This is a genomic window from Butyrivibrio sp. WCE2006 (assembly GCF_000701985.1).
GTDB lineage: Bacteria > Bacillota > Clostridia > Lachnospirales > Lachnospiraceae > Butyrivibrio.
This window is the reverse complement of sequence record NZ_JNKH01000007.1, coordinates 69,271-84,687: the sequence shown is the minus strand read 5'-3', so window position 1 is coordinate 84,687 and position 15,417 is coordinate 69,271. Positions and strand designations below refer to the sequence as shown.

Below are 15,417 nucleotides of genomic sequence, written 5' to 3'. Positions count from 1 at the left end.
GTTTATCCTTTCACTCCACCTGATGTAAGTCCTGTTGTCATGTTCCTTTGTAAAGCGAAAAATACAATCAGTATCGGGATAGATACAACAATCGATGCTGCCGCGAATATGGGCCAGCTGCCATTCATCTCCGTTGCCTGAAGCGAATACAGTCCTGCAGCAAGGGTATATGTATCTGATCCTGTCATGAAATTAATCGCAAATATGTATTCATTCCACACATAGATGAGTACCATCATTGCCGTAACAGCTATAGTAGGCTTCGCAAGAGGCAAAACCACCCTTATTACTATCTGTAAAGGTGTTGCTCCATCTATCATTGCAGCCTCCTCTATCTCATGCGGAATGGTGTCGAAATAGCCTTTCATGTTCCAGAGTGCAAAGACAGCCTCCGTTCCGGTATAGACTATTATCAGACCAACTTTCGTATTTATAAGTCCCATGGGGCTTAAGAGTTTATAAAGTGCTGTCATGGACAGCAGGGATGGAAAAGCATATAAAAGAATCAGAGTCCTTAAGATCAGCTTTCTCCCCACAAAACTTTTTCTTGAAAACACATATGCTGCAGGAATGCCTGTACCCAGCGCTATAACAAGTGTGCTTGTCGCAAGGATGAGACTGTTTTTAAGCCACAGCATAATCGGTTTTTCAACAAAAACAGCAGCATAGTTCTGCAGCGTAAAGTTCTTTGGTATAAATGAAAAGTTAGAACTAAGAAGACTGTTGTTTTCATTGAGCGACACGGATACCGCATATAAAATCGGTACCAGTGTCAAAAAGCATAAGATTATAAAAAATATGTTGAGAAAGATAAGCCCTATGGTCGTTTTGGTTTTTCTGGTCATCATTTATCTTTCCTCTTTCGGTTTCATGTTTGTCATAAATGAGAACATAATGAGTATTATGAATATGATCATTGAAACAGCTGAACTATAACCATAATTGTTAGTGATAAATGCCTTTTCATAGGCATATGTCATTATGGTGTGAACATCTGAACCGGTCTTTGCTCCGACCTGCTGTGTCAGAAGGTATATTACGTCAAACTGTTTAAATGTGGTAAATACCGTTATTACTACTGACGGACCGATGATGGGTCTTATCATCGGAACGGTTATGTAAAACGTCTTCTGAAGCCATCCTGCCCCGTCGAGGACAGCACTCTCGTAAAAGCTTCTGTCGATGCTCTGAAGAGCCCCGTCTATTATCGTTATCATAAACGGCAGTGCCAGCCAGAGATTGACAAGTGTACAGCAGGCGAAAGCCATGCCGTTACTGTTTAGCCATCTCACAGGCTCAAGTCCTCTTTGTGAAAGCCACTGGTTTAAAAGTCCAAACTGCGAGTTGAACATTCCTGTCTTCCACAGAAGTATGGATACATACCCGGGCATTGCCCATGGAAATATAAGAAGTGTCTTATATATGTTCTTAAGCCTTAATCCTTTTACATTAAGAAGGCTCGCAAGAACGAATGCCACCACAAGCTGCAAGACCATGTTTACTATGGTCCAGAGCACTGTCATTATGAGCGCCTGGATAAAGCCGTTATCAAAAACAAGAAGTGCATCCGCATAGTTCTTAAGCCCGATGATCTCAAAGCTATTCCAGTGATATACGTTCATATTTGTCAGTGAAATATATCCCGTATACAGTATTGGAAAAATAACTATAAGGCATATGAGAAGGAGTGATGGAAATGACCAAAGGTATGCTTTTAATGTATTTGTTTTTCTGTTTTTCACTTCTTCCATCTCCGATCACTTCATGCTCTTAATAAGATCCTCTGCCTCTTTTTGTGCGGCATCAGCACTTTCACTGATATCTTTTCCGCTCATGTTTACATCCGTAAGAAGATTTCCCATGACTGTCCACATAACATCCATTTCAGGGATATTAGGCATGGGCACTGCATTTTCTGCCGTTTCCTTCATCATCATTACGACTTCATCACCTTTGATATCATCATTTTCGTAGCAGCTCTTCATCGCCGGTGCACAGCCGCTTGCTTTTGCAAGCTTTATCTGAACATCAGGATCCATGAACACTTCCAGTACTTTCTTTACGGATTCAGGCTTGTTTTCTGCAGCTGCCTTGAGGACCTGGATTCCCTGAACTCCCATATAAGGTGCGATAGGTGTGCCCACTTCATCGATAACAGGCATTGAAGCCACGCCAACATCCATTCCGCTCTCTCTTACTGTCGGGATGATCCATGGGCCTCCGATTGTAGTATGCGCCATTCCTTCGTTAAACAAAGTGTTTACTGTGGCATATTCTGTCTCGCCAGGCATCATGTCTACAAATTTCTTATGATACTCAAGTGCCTTCTTAGCAGTGTCTGTATTAAGACCGGGAACACCATCCTTGCTTAGTATCTCAGCACCATAGCCGTTCATCCAGCCTGCTGCATAGTATGGTGTGCTGTGCTGTTCAATGAATCCATAGTGTCCACCGGCGGTATTTTCCTGCATGTATGCATACAGCTCTTCCGTTGTCTTTGGGACCTCGTCATCCTTAATATATTTTTTGTTATATAAAAACAGGAGTGTCTCATAATAGATGGGAAGCTGGTATACTGTTCCCTTGTAGGTTGCAGCCTCTATTGTAGTATCCATATATCCGTCCAGCTTCGTGCTGTCTATTATGTCAGTGATAGGAGCAAGTATGCCCATCTCTGCATATACACCGATCTTGTCATGAGCAAAAAGATACATGTCAGGGGCAGAATTAGGGTCATTGCCAACCATCTTAAGTGATTCCGTAACATCACTCTTTTTCTCAAGGACTACCTTTACGTCAGGCTCAAGAGTTTTCAGTTTTTCTTCAAGAACCTCAACAACTGCATCTTCCTTGTCATGCCATATGACAATCGTATTGGGATCTACTTTTCCCTTTGCGGATGTACCCCCGCACCCTGTAAGGGTTCCGATTGTAATTGCTAAACCTAAAACGATTGAAACAAACCTTTTCATTCTGCCCTCCAAAAATCAACCTTTTTTCTTTTTTGCAATTCCTACGCCTGCACCGGCAACAGCCAGTAATGCCAATCCTCCAACGATAGGAAGTGCTGCCTTCTTTGAACCTGAGCCTTTTGCGCTCACACCTGCAGGTTCTTCATAAGTAAGAGTGTATTTTTCTCCATCTTCAACAACCACCCATATATCCTTTTCCTTATCTACTGAGATATCGGTTGTCTGTATGTTTCCTTCATTTGCATTTACGATGATTGAATTAACCCATCCGGGAATTACGATCGTGTACCAACCATTCTCATCCTGAGTCATTGCTTCTCCGGGCCATGTGGTATATACGTTTGTTCCGTCAGGAGCTGACCATGCCCAGAGGCAGGGAGCCTTCCAGTCTGAAGGAACAATAGCATGTACTGTCACATCCTTTGCAGCAGCTTTTTCCGGATCAACATAAGAAAATGTGCTGTTACCATCTGCCTCTACTGTAACCCATACTTCTGAAGGATCGATCTTCATAGCCTGCGTCTTATCATTGCCATCATTTGCTGCGATTGTGATCGAATCAGCAGTAACAGGAACTTTAGCTGTGAACCATCCTGTTTCTCCTTCTGCCATAGCCTTTCCATTCTCGTCATCAAATACAGCGATTCCTTCACTCTCTGCAATAAGTGTTGGATTCTTCCATGATGCATCTGCCTTTACATGTACTGCGAATTTCTCGACATATTCAGGGAACTCTCCCTCTGTTGCCTTGTCTTTTGAAACGCTCACATCATCAGCAGCATTTATTGTTACCCATGAATCCTTACCTTCTTCAAGAACTACTTCATCTGTCTGGACTCCTGCATTGTTTGCGTTTACTATTACGTGGTTTGCCCAGTCAGGAAGATAGATGTAATACCATCCCTCATTTGCCTTATCAGCATCCATTTCTTCGCCCGGCCATGCATCAAATGCATTGTCGCCGTTTTCATTCCATGCCCAAACGCAAGGACCGCTCCAGTCAGAAGGGATCTGCGCATACAGGACCATTTTTCCTTCTGTGTCTGCTGCTTTTACATTGCATGGTATGAGTAAAATAGTCAGAATCAGAGTCATAACAAAAGCAAAGTATTTTTTAATCATATTCAGTTGTAACCTCCCAAAAGAATGTTTTCTGGTTTAAGAAAGTGCACTTTTCTTTTGTTAGGAAAATCATATTCCTTTGAATGAGCTGAAACAACAGGAAATTAGTTAAACGGTTTCCCTGCTTTCTGTTTATTTTTCACAATACTATGATAGTGGAAACTAGTAGATATATACAGAATTTTTGTCATTTTTAGAATTTTTGTAAAAAGTGTACAAGAAATACTAAGGAAAATTTTCGCGAAAACACTAAACGGTTAACCATGAATAATATCTGTGCATCTATATCATTGCCAGGGTCCTATTTAAGGTTTTTTGAATTAAGATATTGCAACATTCTGCTGCTTTAATAGTTCTACAAACTTAAGATCTCCGGTATTTCCTATATGTTTATCTGGCAGAACACTTATAAAGCCTTTGGAGCAGATCCCGTAACATGTTTTGTCTATATAGATTGCGTCATCTGCCTCTCTCCTTTCAGAAATCCAGGTATAATCATCTTCAATATAGTCTTTTATCGCCTCAACAAGAAATCCAAGATCTTCGTACCCTGTCCTGCAGACATGACGTAAGTGTTCCAAAGTGATGCTTTCAGAACATCCTCCAAAAAACCTGCCGGTGAAAAATTCCGAATATTCGGCTACAGCCGTAGTGTACGCGCATAGGTTCTTTCCTGAAGTACCTTCTTTATACAATATTTTCTCGCCATCATCATACGTTACCATCATGCAGGAGTTGGGATGACCTTCAGGATATCCTGCTCTTGAACATTCCGGGATGCGCTCGCACAGGTCTTTAAACAGCTCTTCTACCCTGCTAATGTCATAGTAAAGAGACTGGCCTTAGCAAGAAGGACACAGAGAAGGCTTTAAAGGCTTTCATCGATGTTGTTTCAAAGCAGCTCAAGAAGAAGGACAAGGTTCAGCTTGTTGGCTTCGGCACATTTGAGACATCTAAGAGAGCAGCAAGAAAGGGCAAGAACCCTCAGACTGGTGCTGAGATCAAGATCCCTGCTTCTGTAGCTCCTAAGTTCAAGACTAGTAAGGCTCTTAAGGATCTTGTAAACAAAAAGTAATTTGATACAACCCCAAGTAACTATTAACAGAAATTTTATCATTACATATAAAATAAGCGGCCCGGAAGTGTTCCCAGGTCGCTTATTATTTCGTTGTTATTAGGAGTTTTATGTTGTTATGCCTTTAGGCAATCATTATATGTTTCTTTTCAGGAAGCTTTTGCTGCTCCTTCTTAGGTATCGTCAATGAAAGAACTCCATGTTTGAAGGATGCTTTTACATCCTCTTCTGTGATCTGGTCACCTACATAGAAGCTTCTCTGCATCGATCCGCTGTAACGTTCCTGTCTGATAAGACGACCTTTTTTATCGTTCTTGTCATTGTTCATGTTTTTGGAAGCACTGATCGTAAGATAACCTTCGTTTAATTCAAGGTTAATATCTTCCTTACTAAATCCAGGAAGATCAATGCTGACCACATACTGGTTATCCTCTTCCTTTACATCAGTCTTCATCAGCCTGTCGGCATGACGTCCATAAAGCTTGCGCTCCATGTGGTTCACATCCCTGAAATCCGGGAAATTGAACAGATCATCAAAAAGTCTCTCTTCAAAAATACTGGGTGCTAACATAGTTTTTTCCTCCTTTGCATCAAAAACAATTATTTTTGAGCATTGGGACGGAGGGTTTAGATCTAGGGAACTTCAGTCCTTATGGTCTTCTCTGTTCCTTTGTTCTATATATGGTATAACACCAAATTAGCACTCTGTCAAGTAGAGTGCTAATTATAGATAGACATTTAATAATCTTTTTAGAAAAAAGAGCATTAGAAGGGGGAGCAGTTGGACGAACCGCTCCCCTAATGTGTTGTGAAAGATACCTCCAAGTTTGGGACGTGGAGGTCTTTACATATTAATTGTATCACATAAATATAATCGTGCATTGATAAAATAAGGCTATCAAGTAATATACTGTCAAGAAAGCTAAGCCTTTTGTTATAAAAGTATTTGTTATACTGCTAACTGCTTATATCTTTCCCATAAATCAACAGGATTATTATTCTTCTTCCAGTAATTACGCAGCTCTTCTATCAGTTCCGGACGCTGTTCATAGTAATCTATAGATTACTGTTTTTCCTCAGAAAAACGGGAATCGTATTGGACCAGGTCCTCGCGAAGCGAGGGGCGTGTCCTGCCGAAGGCAGGATTTTTGCGGGCGATTTCCGCTTTTGCCCACAAAAAGTCATGATTTCTTGCCTACTGACAACTTGGAAAAATCCGATTCGATATATTCTAGGTATTCACTGAGCTCCCCAAGCTCTCTTTCCATAATTTCGGCTATGAACATAATAGCATTACTTGCAATGTCATTCTCGCTTAGTGCAAGACCATCTGACACCAGATGAAGGTTATTACTCAAACACATCAGAGTATGCATCCACTTCGATACTTCCTGAAAAATTGTTTTATAATCGGCATTCTTCATGCCTGTATTATTGTGCATTTATAGTTGCCTCCTAAGATACCATCTATCAGAAGATAAGAATCTTATTTGACTCCCCGGTAACTTTTTTCATTCCCCAATGAGATCCCATGAGAAAAATTTAGCGAAACCACTGTCTAATAAAAATGACAGATGATATTGTATAATGAGCATTTATAATCATAGCTGATAAGTCTTCCGCAGGAATCATTTTTATTCTTCATCCACATATGTGCATAGTAATCAAAAAATGATATGATGCTATATGGGCGTTCACTCCATCTCTACGTTCAAATATCTAAATATTATAAGGCTGGTGCACAGCTACACTTTTAGTACTATTGAAATATTCTCAAAGACGCTAATCGTATACGTATGAAAGGTCAGCGCCAAAGACTCTCCGACATAATTCGGAAAAATGCAAAAAAGAAAATGCTCAATACACCGCAAACAACACTATATTGGAGGGATAAAGATGTCGACTTTAAGAATAACACTCGCTGAAGAAAATCTGAAATACTTCGAGGATTAAGATCCCAAGACTATATTGAAACGTTTTTTATTCCAAACATTATTAGATTCATAAATAATAAACACTATCGAAACAAGTCAATAAATATGTTGATGCTGAATTCAAAGAATATTTCTATAGGAATTAAGGTTTGTATATTTCATGCATTGTAAAAAAAATGCATAGACTCTTAATAAATTGAATCCCTTATATAAAAAACATCAAAAGCTAATTAACAAAACACCTGGAGGTATTATATAAATGGCTAACAATGACTTATCCAACGCACAACAAAATAATGGATTACCTACCTATAATGATATTGAAACACTAAAGAACGAATTGAAAGATTTAGATGAAAAAATATCTGATTTAAGAAGTCAGGAATTGTATTATGATTATCCAGAAGCTTATGAACCAGCATCAGAGCCCCCAACTCCACCTAATGAAGAATATAACAAAATAATAAATGATAGAGAAAAAGCGGAGAAGCAGAAGATTGAGAAAGAAGAAGCTTTAAAAAAATCGTTATCACTTCAACACAAATATGCTGATTTGCTAGATAACAAAAATATATCTTTTGATGAAAAAAAATACGCTTTAAAAAGCATGACTTCTAAAGAAGTTAAACACGATGAACTAAATCGAGAAAAGGATGCAGAGTCAATAGCAACTCATCTGCTTAAAAATGAAATACAACGTGTAGGCGTATTTGGTAAGTGGGGAAGCGGCAAAACTACATTTTTGAACATTGTTGGAAAACAAATTGTAAAACTAAACAAAAAATATAACTATGATATCTGTATAATCAACATCGATTCATCTGAGTATAGCGACCAAACTCAAATATGGGCAAATATTTATGAATGTATAAAAAAGGAATATTGTAATAGGTTTAAAACAGCTTCAATCCGTTTATTGTGGGCACGACTGAAGAAGCATCCTATAAAAGCAATCCTAAATACGTTGTTCTTTATATTACTTTTGGTTGTATTTTGCATATGCTCATATTTAAGTGATTTGCAAATAGATTCGGCAGGTATTTCCACACTATTTCCTGAGTGGCTAACCTCGTCTATCGGTATCACAGCCATTCTTTTGTTTATAGGCAAATATGTCATACCATTAGCATATAATAGTGTGCCTGCAATAAAAAAAATAATGAACTACACTGGTAAGCTTTTTGAGCTCCCGACCATGAAAGAAACCCTAAAAGAAAGAGAAACTATAAAATCCTATTTAAAGCAAGTACTTGAGTGTTGGAAAGGTGTGAAGATTTTCCTCTTTGTAGATGAGCTCGATAGAAGTAACACCCAAACGATGCAATCTTTTTTTCAGGCAATACAATTATTTGACAAAATAGATAATCTTCACATAACGTATGCCGTTGATTATGAAGTATTAGAAAAGGCCCTGTCAACAGAAGACGAAGAGCATACATATATTACAGAAGAAAATGTAGGATTATTTCTCGAAAAATATGTAGATATAGCAATCTATCTTGATCGACAAGAGGCTTTAAAGGACTTTTTCATGACACTCGCGGATAAGGGGCCTTTTACAAAGAGAGAACTTCAAAGGCTGGATAAAGCATTAAAATTATGTAAGAACCTGACTGCAAGAAAATGTGTAAAACTGTACAACATTCTAGTTTTATCGAAAAACGAATGGGTGAAAAGTTTGCCAGATTTTGATGAAAACAATATCGATGATTATTTCTTATTTGAGGACTATATTTATTGGATTCCTTTATACTTTTTTGAACATCTGGATTTAATAAAAGCACAAGCTCTATATTATAGTGATAGCTATAGCACATTAAGTGACTTGAGCATATTGTTTAAAAATGATCCACAAAATTACGGACGTGCTGACGAGTATCAAGAATCCTATGAATATATTCTGGACGAGCAAACAAAAAAGTATCAATTGAATGATATATGTATTCATGATATCTCACTTTTTGAACAAGAATTTGAAAAATTCTTTGTGCAACACGCAAATATTCAGAGCAAGAAAAAATCCCATGAGCAGTTGGATTTTTTAAATCCATAAATTGTAAATCATAAAATGACAGGCAAGGCAAAAAAAATACTGCTGGGAAAGACAATCACTTCCCGGCGGTATTTTAGAGAATGCTTGCAACTCTCATCAGTTGTCAGCATTCTCTCATTTCACTTTTTATATCCCATATGGCCAGATTTTATCTGCCAGAGTCTGTCTGTTTTCTTTATCTGATCGTTCTTCCATATACATATCATGTCCTAAAAAGCCTATTTGTATCGCTTCAAGATCAAGCGTCATGTTCGCCCCGTCTTTCTGACCATAATCTATCAAATAAAATATGCCATCTTCCCTTAATTCAACATCCCTTACCATGTAATAGTCTACTTCACCAGACAGTAACTCATCGACTCCTGCTAAACCAGCGGCACCATCCTCATCTACAGCCCATTGCTGCTCCCATCCGCTTCCAGACCAGGTATAAAGTTCACAATTCGATGCTATTGGGCCTCCGGTCGAATCAGTGATGTGTACTATCAGTATCTCGTCAACGTTATCTTTATCAAAATCCCTAAATGAGATCAGTTCCCCAGTGTTTGGATACATTGTATATGGAGCAGAAACAAAGCTGATTCCATTACCAAAAGAAAAACTATATATGCATCCATCCCCGGTATGGCCTATAACCCTGGAAATATGATCTGTCAATCCATCTCCATCCAGGTCAATATCCTTGTATTTTTCAGGAAAAGCTTCTCCAAGATTCACTCCACCATTGTGCGCATATTCTTCATTTTGATTTACAGTACAGTTAAACAGAGCCTCTGTTATGCTTTGATCCTTGCAAAAGTCATAAACCTCGCTGGGTTTATATGTTCCTATTATGGCTGGTTTATTTTCATCCTCCTTATAAGGATCTTCCATTTCTGATTCAACCGTCTCCTCTTCAGTAGTGACATCAGACATGCTTTCATTACTTTCTTCAAGAGCGACAGAATCCTCTTCTGTAGGTTCTTCATTTTCCACTATAGATTCTTCAGTTTCCGCTGTAGTTGCTTCTTCTGAAGTATCATTAACAGTGTCCGTTGTTTCGCTGGATTCTGTGGATGCCTCGGAACCTTCCACGCTGCTTCCTATGCCACACCCGCTTAAAGAAAGCATCAATAACGGCACAGCCGCTAGTTTCAGAATAAATGTCCTGTTTTTCATATATACCCCCACATAAATTATGTTTATATCACATGCTCCTTTCAGAGCACTTATCAAATAAAATTATTACACATTAATATCAAATACACCAATGATTAAGAATCGTGCATTTATAATCTGCTACATCATCCTGTAATAGGTATGACGCATATTCATCCTGAAGATTTTTCTCACGATATGATACTGCTATTTTCTCATTAGCAGTCATACTATCCGTTCTATATTTATATTGAGAAAGTTCAGAGTCCTGATCGACAAATTCAAACTTTTCACCATACTTCTTTTCCATATCACGGGCTACCTGTTTCTCGCTTGGCGCACCTATACTGCATCCTGCCATCCGCAAAACAGCTATCAGTGATAAGCCTACGGTCATCATAGTTTCATATACTCTTTTCATTGCACTTCAGTTACCCCAATAAGAACTACTGCCACATCATTCACATTTGTCCCGGTCGGTCCTGTAATTATAAGCCCTTCGGTCTCCTTAAGAGCGTTATATGCATCATTGTTTGAAAGAACATCATGAATATTTATTCCTTTATCGGACAGTTCCTTCATAGTATCTGTATCCGCGTAACCCCCGGCAGCATCAGTAGGACCATCCGTACCATCGCTCCCAACTGAAAAGATAGCTATACATGACTCCAAATTCCCGATTCCCTCTGCAGAAGCAAGGGCAAGTTCCTGGTTTCGTCCACCTTTTCCTGAGCCTGTAAGGTGCACCACAGTCTCCCCTCCTGCAATGAACGCCAGCTTTTTCCCAGTCTTTGCATTAGTCCTTGCGATGCTTGCAAGAAATCTTCCCGCTTCTTTTGCTTCGCAGCATAGTTCATCTGTAAGTATTAAAGTCTCGTAGCCTAACTCACGGCAGTTGTCCGCTGCAGCCTTGCATAATTCACGAACGGACCCTGTAATGTATGTGTCCACATTTTTTATTTCTTTTGGGGTTTCAACTTCCAGTAGTTTTAAGGTGGTATCAGACAGAGTAAGTCCATATTTTTGAACTATAGCCTTTGCCTCATCGCATGTAGAATTATCAGGATATGCAGGACCACTCGCTATCATATCCAGCGGATCGCCTATTATATCGCTTAGCACTACACTGAATACCTTTGCGGGAGCACAGGCCAGCGCAAATCTCCCACCTTTTACGTGACTAAGTCGCTTTCTTATTGTATTTATAGAAGAAATGTCCGCCCCGGATGAAAGAAGCTGCTTTGTGATATTCTGAAGCTCGTCCCCGGGTATAAGCGGAAGCTCAAATAATGCACTGCCTCCCCCTGATAACAGGAAAATTACTGTGTCTTTTTCCGAAAGATCACTGACCATACCGAGAGCTCTCTTTGTGGCATTAAAGCTATTTTCATCAGGAACAGGGTGTCCTGCTTCATAACACTCTATTCCGGAAATTTCCCCTTTTATATGTCCATACTTTGTAATGACAATGCCTCTGTCTACATGATTCAATACCTCGACAGCGGCAGCTGCCATCTGCCATGCGGCTTTTCCCGCTGCAATAAGAACTACTTTTCCATTTGTATGTGTAAAATTACTGAGTGCCTTTTTAACAGCTGCATCAGGCAAAACAGCCTTTATCGAATTTTTTATTATGAATTCTGCATCCTTATGTAATCTCTCAATCATGATATCATTACTTCACTTTAGTATTCTTTGAAAGCCCTTTCTTGACAAATAACTTAGAATAAGCTTTTTTCTTGCTTTTAGGAACTTTCACGGTTGCATCAGATCTTAATCCTTTAAACGTATTCTTTGAAAGTCCTGATTTATTGAGCTTCTTGGACTTAATCTCTACTTTTTTCACACTACTGCCCTTGAAAACTTTATCTCCAAGAGTTGTAAGATTTTGAGGAAGTACAACTTTTTTAAGTTTTGAGCAATCAGAAAAAGCCTTATCGCCTATCTTCGTTACATTTGATCCAACCTTTACAGACTTAAGAGCTGTACATCCATCAAATGCATTGTCGCCTATCTCTTCTATGCTGTCACTCATGGTAACTGTTTTTACCGTCTTATTGTCTTTAAAAGCATTATCTGCGATAGAAGTAACTTTGTAAGTAGTTCCATCAATATCAACTGTCTGAGGAATTGCTATGTTCTTTGAATCTGCTAAAATGTTAGCCTTATATTCTACTGAAGCATCTTCAATAGCAGATGAGGTTACTATATATTCTGCATTCGAATTTGTATCCTTTAAAACAGTTCCATTTGCAGCAGGTGTAGCTTCTTCAATTCTTGTTACCTCTTCATGACTTTGTGAAGTTACCTCTCTTTCAGATGAAGCCTCGGTGTTAGGTGCAACTGTTTCATTCCTTCCAGCTGATGCTTCACCATTTTCAGCGGATATATTCTCATTCCGGTTTACTGCTTCACCTGAATCTGCCGAAGGTATTTCTGCCTCTGATGAAGGAGTATTGTTTTGATTTCCGGATTCTTCTGTTCCTGACTCAGGCTCATTGTTCTGGCTTTCGATTTCTCCTGTTCCAGCCGCTGGTTCCTCTGAGCCGGATTCAGGCTCAGTATTTTCAGAGGCTGTCTCCTCTGTTGAAATAGACACCTCAACATAAGAGAGCTCAGTACCATTATGATTTTTATCGCCCAAAACCTTATACCAAACTTTATATTCTCCAGCTTCAGCAGCGCTTGGAACTGCCTCGCTCCAGTTTTCTTTATCCAGAGAATAAATAATTGTTCCACCTATAACAGTACCCGGATTAACAAGTGTCAGTAGCTGACCATTTGCCTTTAGTTCTGTTATTGCAGTAGGTGCTGTTACCATAGGATCGACTGTATTAATATCGAAACTCTTTGTAACAGAGCCACTATAGTTTCCCTTTGCGGTGATAATAACTTTTCCGGTTCCTGCATCTATATTATCGGTATATGAAACTGTATAGTCTTCATCCTTCTTTAAAGTTATCTCACCATCCTTTACGATAACTTCAGGAGTTATCTCCCTGCCATTATTGTATGTCTGCGGTGCGATATCCAAAATCATGTTATCGGAAAGTTCCCGTTTGTATGCTGCTGATACTTTTACATCCAGGTTAGGCATTACGAAGGAATTATTTTTCACATCCACTTCATTACCATCATCATCAGTGACTGTAAGGTAATCTAATATATAACCCTTATCAGGATCGGCAGAAATAGTAACTGTATCTCCACTCAGATAATAATTATTCCCGGCAATAGCAGCACTTGATGTTCCGCTCACCTTAATGGTTCCATTTTCGTTTTCAGTATTCACTTTGACAAAAGCTTTTAATGCTCCTTCAGATCCACCCCAGCTATCAGTATTTGTATATTTATTTTCTGCATAGTAATAAATTGCCGGAGAGCAATCCTTAAATGCATCTTTTCCCACTTTTCTGACACTCTTTGGAACAATCACCTCGTTGAGCTTTTTTGGTCCCTCAAATGCCGACTCGTCTATTTCGGAAATATTACCTGAAAGGACAAGTTTCTCAATGCTACAACAGCCATAATATACAGAAGGATTATATATTATAAAATCTCCGCTTCCACTGGTCGAAGGATCCGGGTCTTCAACAGGTTTTTTCTCTTCACTGAAAAATGCAAACTTTCCTATCGTCACTACATCTGTAATCTCAACTTCATCAAGAGATTCTACACTTTCAAAAGCATAATCCGGAATTGCAGAACTAATTCCATCCCCTATAATCTTAAGATGCCTTATTTTTGCATTATAGAATGTTCCGGGTGTCATACTATTAAGCGCATTTGATTCTATATTAACTGTCCCCAGTTTGCTTCCGCCAAAAACTCCTGAGCCAATTTTCTTTATATTTTTAGAGAAAGTAATATCCACAGGAGTTCCATCAGTGGGATTTCCATCTATCCAGCATCCGCTAAAAACTGCGTTTCCTATCTCTGTAAAATGCGTCAAATCAATAGGTTCAAGACTTTCGCATCCCGCGAATGCCGTATCAGGTAATGTTGTAAGGTTGGCAGGAAAATCAATCTTTTTCAGACTACTACATCCATTGAAAGCAGCTTCTTCTAATGTGGTAAGACTATTGTCAGTTATTTTGACAGTTTCAAGGGTAGCACACCCTGCAAAGCACCCTCTTCCAATTTTTTGAATTCCATCGATAGTAAGAGATACCAGAGGCGTCCTGTCATAAACATAATCCAAAGTAGTTTTACCAGTACCATGGATTGTTACATCTTTAAGTGAAGTACATCCGTCAAAAAAGGGTGCATATTGAAAATAGTCTCCAACATATAATTCTGCATACTCTAATGCAGAACAGCCTGTAATGATATTCCAATTAAACTCCACACCTTTTCGAAATTTAATGCTTTTCAAGCTTGTACAATTCGAAAATGCACCACCATCAATTCTTTTTACAGATTCAGGAATCTGTATTGATGAAAGCGATGAACAGTCTGAAAATAATCCATTGCTTATATAACCTAATTCCTTCGGCAAAGTGACTTTAGTAAGTGCTTTACAGGAAGTAAACGCACAACTATCAATATTGGTAACCGAATCCGGAATAACAACTTCTTCTAATTCACTACAGCTTGCAAAAGCCCCGGATCCTATAGTTTTTAAACCATCCTGAAGAGTTATTCCCTTAATCTTCAATCCGCTAAAAGCACCTGCACCAACTGAAGTGATTGCATAGTTTTCACCTTCAATATTAACCTTTTCAGGACACACTAAATCCCCTGTCTGAGGTATTTTATCTGCATCGAAACGCACAATCTCAGCTGTCATTGTCTCTTTTGATAAAATCCGGTATTTTGTTCCATCAACTGTAACCGTTCCATCATAATAATCAGCATACACCTGTATAACAGGCTCTCCTTTTGGAATAGGCAGCACTCCCGTAATAACTGCCATGGAAAAGAGCATGGAAACTGCTCCCCCAATAATAACTTCTCTTTTCATAAAACCCTCCTTATTAACCTCCTAAGAAAACTCTTTTTACAGTATAACACTACTGTTCATGTTTTGTTTCTCTTACTTCAGCTATCTATTTTCAATTAATGACTACCTCGTCTCTCCCATATATGTTACCTGTAAGAGTAAGTCTTGCTGTTCCCTTCTTT

Annotated in this window: 12 protein-coding genes and 1 pseudogene; 2 read left to right on the top strand and 11 right to left on the bottom strand. The window is 38.8% G+C overall.

From position 1 onward, the window contains the following. Positions 1-2: 2 nt before the first annotated feature. The 5 genes from T501_RS06760 to T501_RS06740 all read right to left on the bottom strand — a co-directional run bounded on the left by T501_RS06760 (position 3) and on the right by T501_RS06740 (position 4,822). Positions 3-848, bottom strand: coding sequence for a sugar ABC transporter permease (locus T501_RS06760; protein ID WP_044913950.1), 846 nt, complete (start codon positions 846-848; stop codon positions 3-5). Next, positions 849-1,751: a carbohydrate ABC transporter permease gene (locus tag T501_RS06755; protein WP_044913949.1), complete on the bottom strand. Its 903-nt coding sequence runs from the start codon at positions 1,749-1,751 to the stop codon at positions 849-851. Positions 1,752-1,757: 6 nt separating this feature from the next. Continuing rightward, a complete protein-coding gene (locus tag T501_RS06750; protein WP_044913948.1) occupies positions 1,758-2,972 on the bottom strand; it encodes an extracellular solute-binding protein in 1,215 nt (404 codons plus the stop codon). Between the two features lie 15 nt (positions 2,973-2,987). Continuing rightward, positions 2,988-4,094, bottom strand: coding sequence for a starch-binding protein (locus tag T501_RS06745; RefSeq protein WP_044913947.1), 1,107 nt, complete (start codon positions 4,092-4,094; stop codon positions 2,988-2,990). 320 nt (positions 4,095-4,414) lie between these two features. Next, a complete protein-coding gene (locus tag T501_RS06740; protein ID WP_044913946.1) occupies positions 4,415-4,822 on the bottom strand; it encodes a hypothetical protein in 408 nt (135 codons plus the stop codon). Positions 4,823-4,920: 98 nt separating this feature from the next. Here T501_RS06740 and T501_RS20700 point away from each other — a divergent pair. Then, positions 4,921-5,169: pseudogene (locus T501_RS20700) on the top strand (HU family DNA-binding protein); the annotation flags it as partial. Positions 5,170-5,293: 124 nt separating this feature from the next. On the opposite strand, the gene T501_RS06730 reads toward T501_RS20700, so the two are convergent. Beyond that, positions 5,294-5,740, bottom strand: coding sequence for an Hsp20/alpha crystallin family protein (locus T501_RS06730; RefSeq protein WP_044913944.1), 447 nt, complete (start codon positions 5,738-5,740; stop codon positions 5,294-5,296). Between the two features lie 610 nt (positions 5,741-6,350). Beyond that, on the bottom strand, positions 6,351-6,611 hold the full coding sequence (locus tag T501_RS06725) for a hypothetical protein (protein ID WP_044913943.1): 261 nt from the start codon (positions 6,609-6,611) through the stop codon (positions 6,351-6,353). Positions 6,612-7,362: 751 nt separating this feature from the next. On the opposite strand from T501_RS06725, the gene T501_RS06720 reads away from it, so the two are divergent. After that, complete coding sequence (locus T501_RS06720; RefSeq protein ID WP_044913942.1) at positions 7,363-9,156, top strand: P-loop NTPase fold protein; 1,794 nt, start codon at positions 7,363-7,365, stop codon at positions 9,154-9,156. Positions 9,157-9,282: 126 nt separating this feature from the next. Here the strand turns inward: T501_RS06720 and T501_RS06715 are convergent, their stop codons facing one another. The 4 genes from T501_RS06715 to T501_RS06700 all read right to left on the bottom strand — a co-directional run bounded on the left by T501_RS06715 (position 9,283) and on the right by T501_RS06700 (position 15,256). Next, on the bottom strand, positions 9,283-10,314 hold the full coding sequence (locus T501_RS06715) for a hypothetical protein (protein WP_044913941.1): 1,032 nt from the start codon (positions 10,312-10,314) through the stop codon (positions 9,283-9,285). Between the two features lie 79 nt (positions 10,315-10,393). After that, positions 10,394-10,714, bottom strand: a complete 321-nt coding sequence (locus tag T501_RS06710; RefSeq protein WP_026511387.1) for a hypothetical protein — start codon at positions 10,712-10,714, stop codon at positions 10,394-10,396. Then, the gene (locus tag T501_RS06705; protein WP_044913940.1) at positions 10,711-11,961 is read right to left on the bottom strand and encodes a glycerate kinase type-2 family protein; all 1,251 of its coding nucleotides are present in this window, start codon (positions 11,959-11,961) and stop codon (positions 10,711-10,713) included. The genes T501_RS06710 and T501_RS06705 overlap by 4 nt, the downstream gene beginning before the upstream one ends. A gap of 7 nt (positions 11,962-11,968) precedes the next feature. Next, the gene (locus tag T501_RS06700) at positions 11,969-15,256 is read right to left on the bottom strand and encodes a leucine-rich repeat protein (protein ID WP_044913939.1); all 3,288 of its coding nucleotides are present in this window, start codon (positions 15,254-15,256) and stop codon (positions 11,969-11,971) included. Positions 15,257-15,417 lie beyond the last annotated feature (161 nt).

Bases quoted from the DNA above. Each gene is read 5' to 3' on its own strand.
- T501_RS06760 (WP_044913950.1), bottom strand. From the start codon at position 848: ATGATGACCAGAAAAACCAAAACGACCATAGGGCTTATCTTTCTCAAC.
- T501_RS06710 (WP_026511387.1), bottom strand. From the start codon at position 10,714: ATGAAAAGAGTATATGAAACTATGATGACCGTAGGCTTATCACTGATA.
- T501_RS06755 (WP_044913949.1), bottom strand. From the start codon at position 1,751: ATGGAAGAAGTGAAAAACAGAAAAACAAATACATTAAAAGCATACCTT.
- T501_RS06730 (WP_044913944.1), bottom strand. From the start codon at position 5,740: ATGTTAGCACCCAGTATTTTTGAAGAGAGACTTTTTGATGATCTGTTC.
- T501_RS06740 (WP_044913946.1), bottom strand. From the start codon at position 4,822: ATGATGGTAACGTATGATGATGGCGAGAAAATATTGTATAAAGAAGGT.
- T501_RS06715 (WP_044913941.1), bottom strand. From the start codon at position 10,314: ATGAAAAACAGGACATTTATTCTGAAACTAGCGGCTGTGCCGTTATTG.
- T501_RS06745 (WP_044913947.1), bottom strand. From the start codon at position 4,094: ATGATTAAAAAATACTTTGCTTTTGTTATGACTCTGATTCTGACTATT.
- T501_RS06700 (WP_044913939.1), bottom strand. From the start codon at position 15,256: ATGAAAAGAGAAGTTATTATTGGGGGAGCAGTTTCCATGCTCTTTTCC.
- T501_RS06720 (WP_044913942.1), top strand. From the start codon at position 7,363: ATGGCTAACAATGACTTATCCAACGCACAACAAAATAATGGATTACCT.
- T501_RS06705 (WP_044913940.1), bottom strand. From the start codon at position 11,961: ATGATTGAGAGATTACATAAGGATGCAGAATTCATAATAAAAAATTCG.
- T501_RS06750 (WP_044913948.1), bottom strand. From the start codon at position 2,972: ATGAAAAGGTTTGTTTCAATCGTTTTAGGTTTAGCAATTACAATCGGA.
- T501_RS06725 (WP_044913943.1), bottom strand. From the start codon at position 6,611: ATGCACAATAATACAGGCATGAAGAATGCCGATTATAAAACAATTTTT.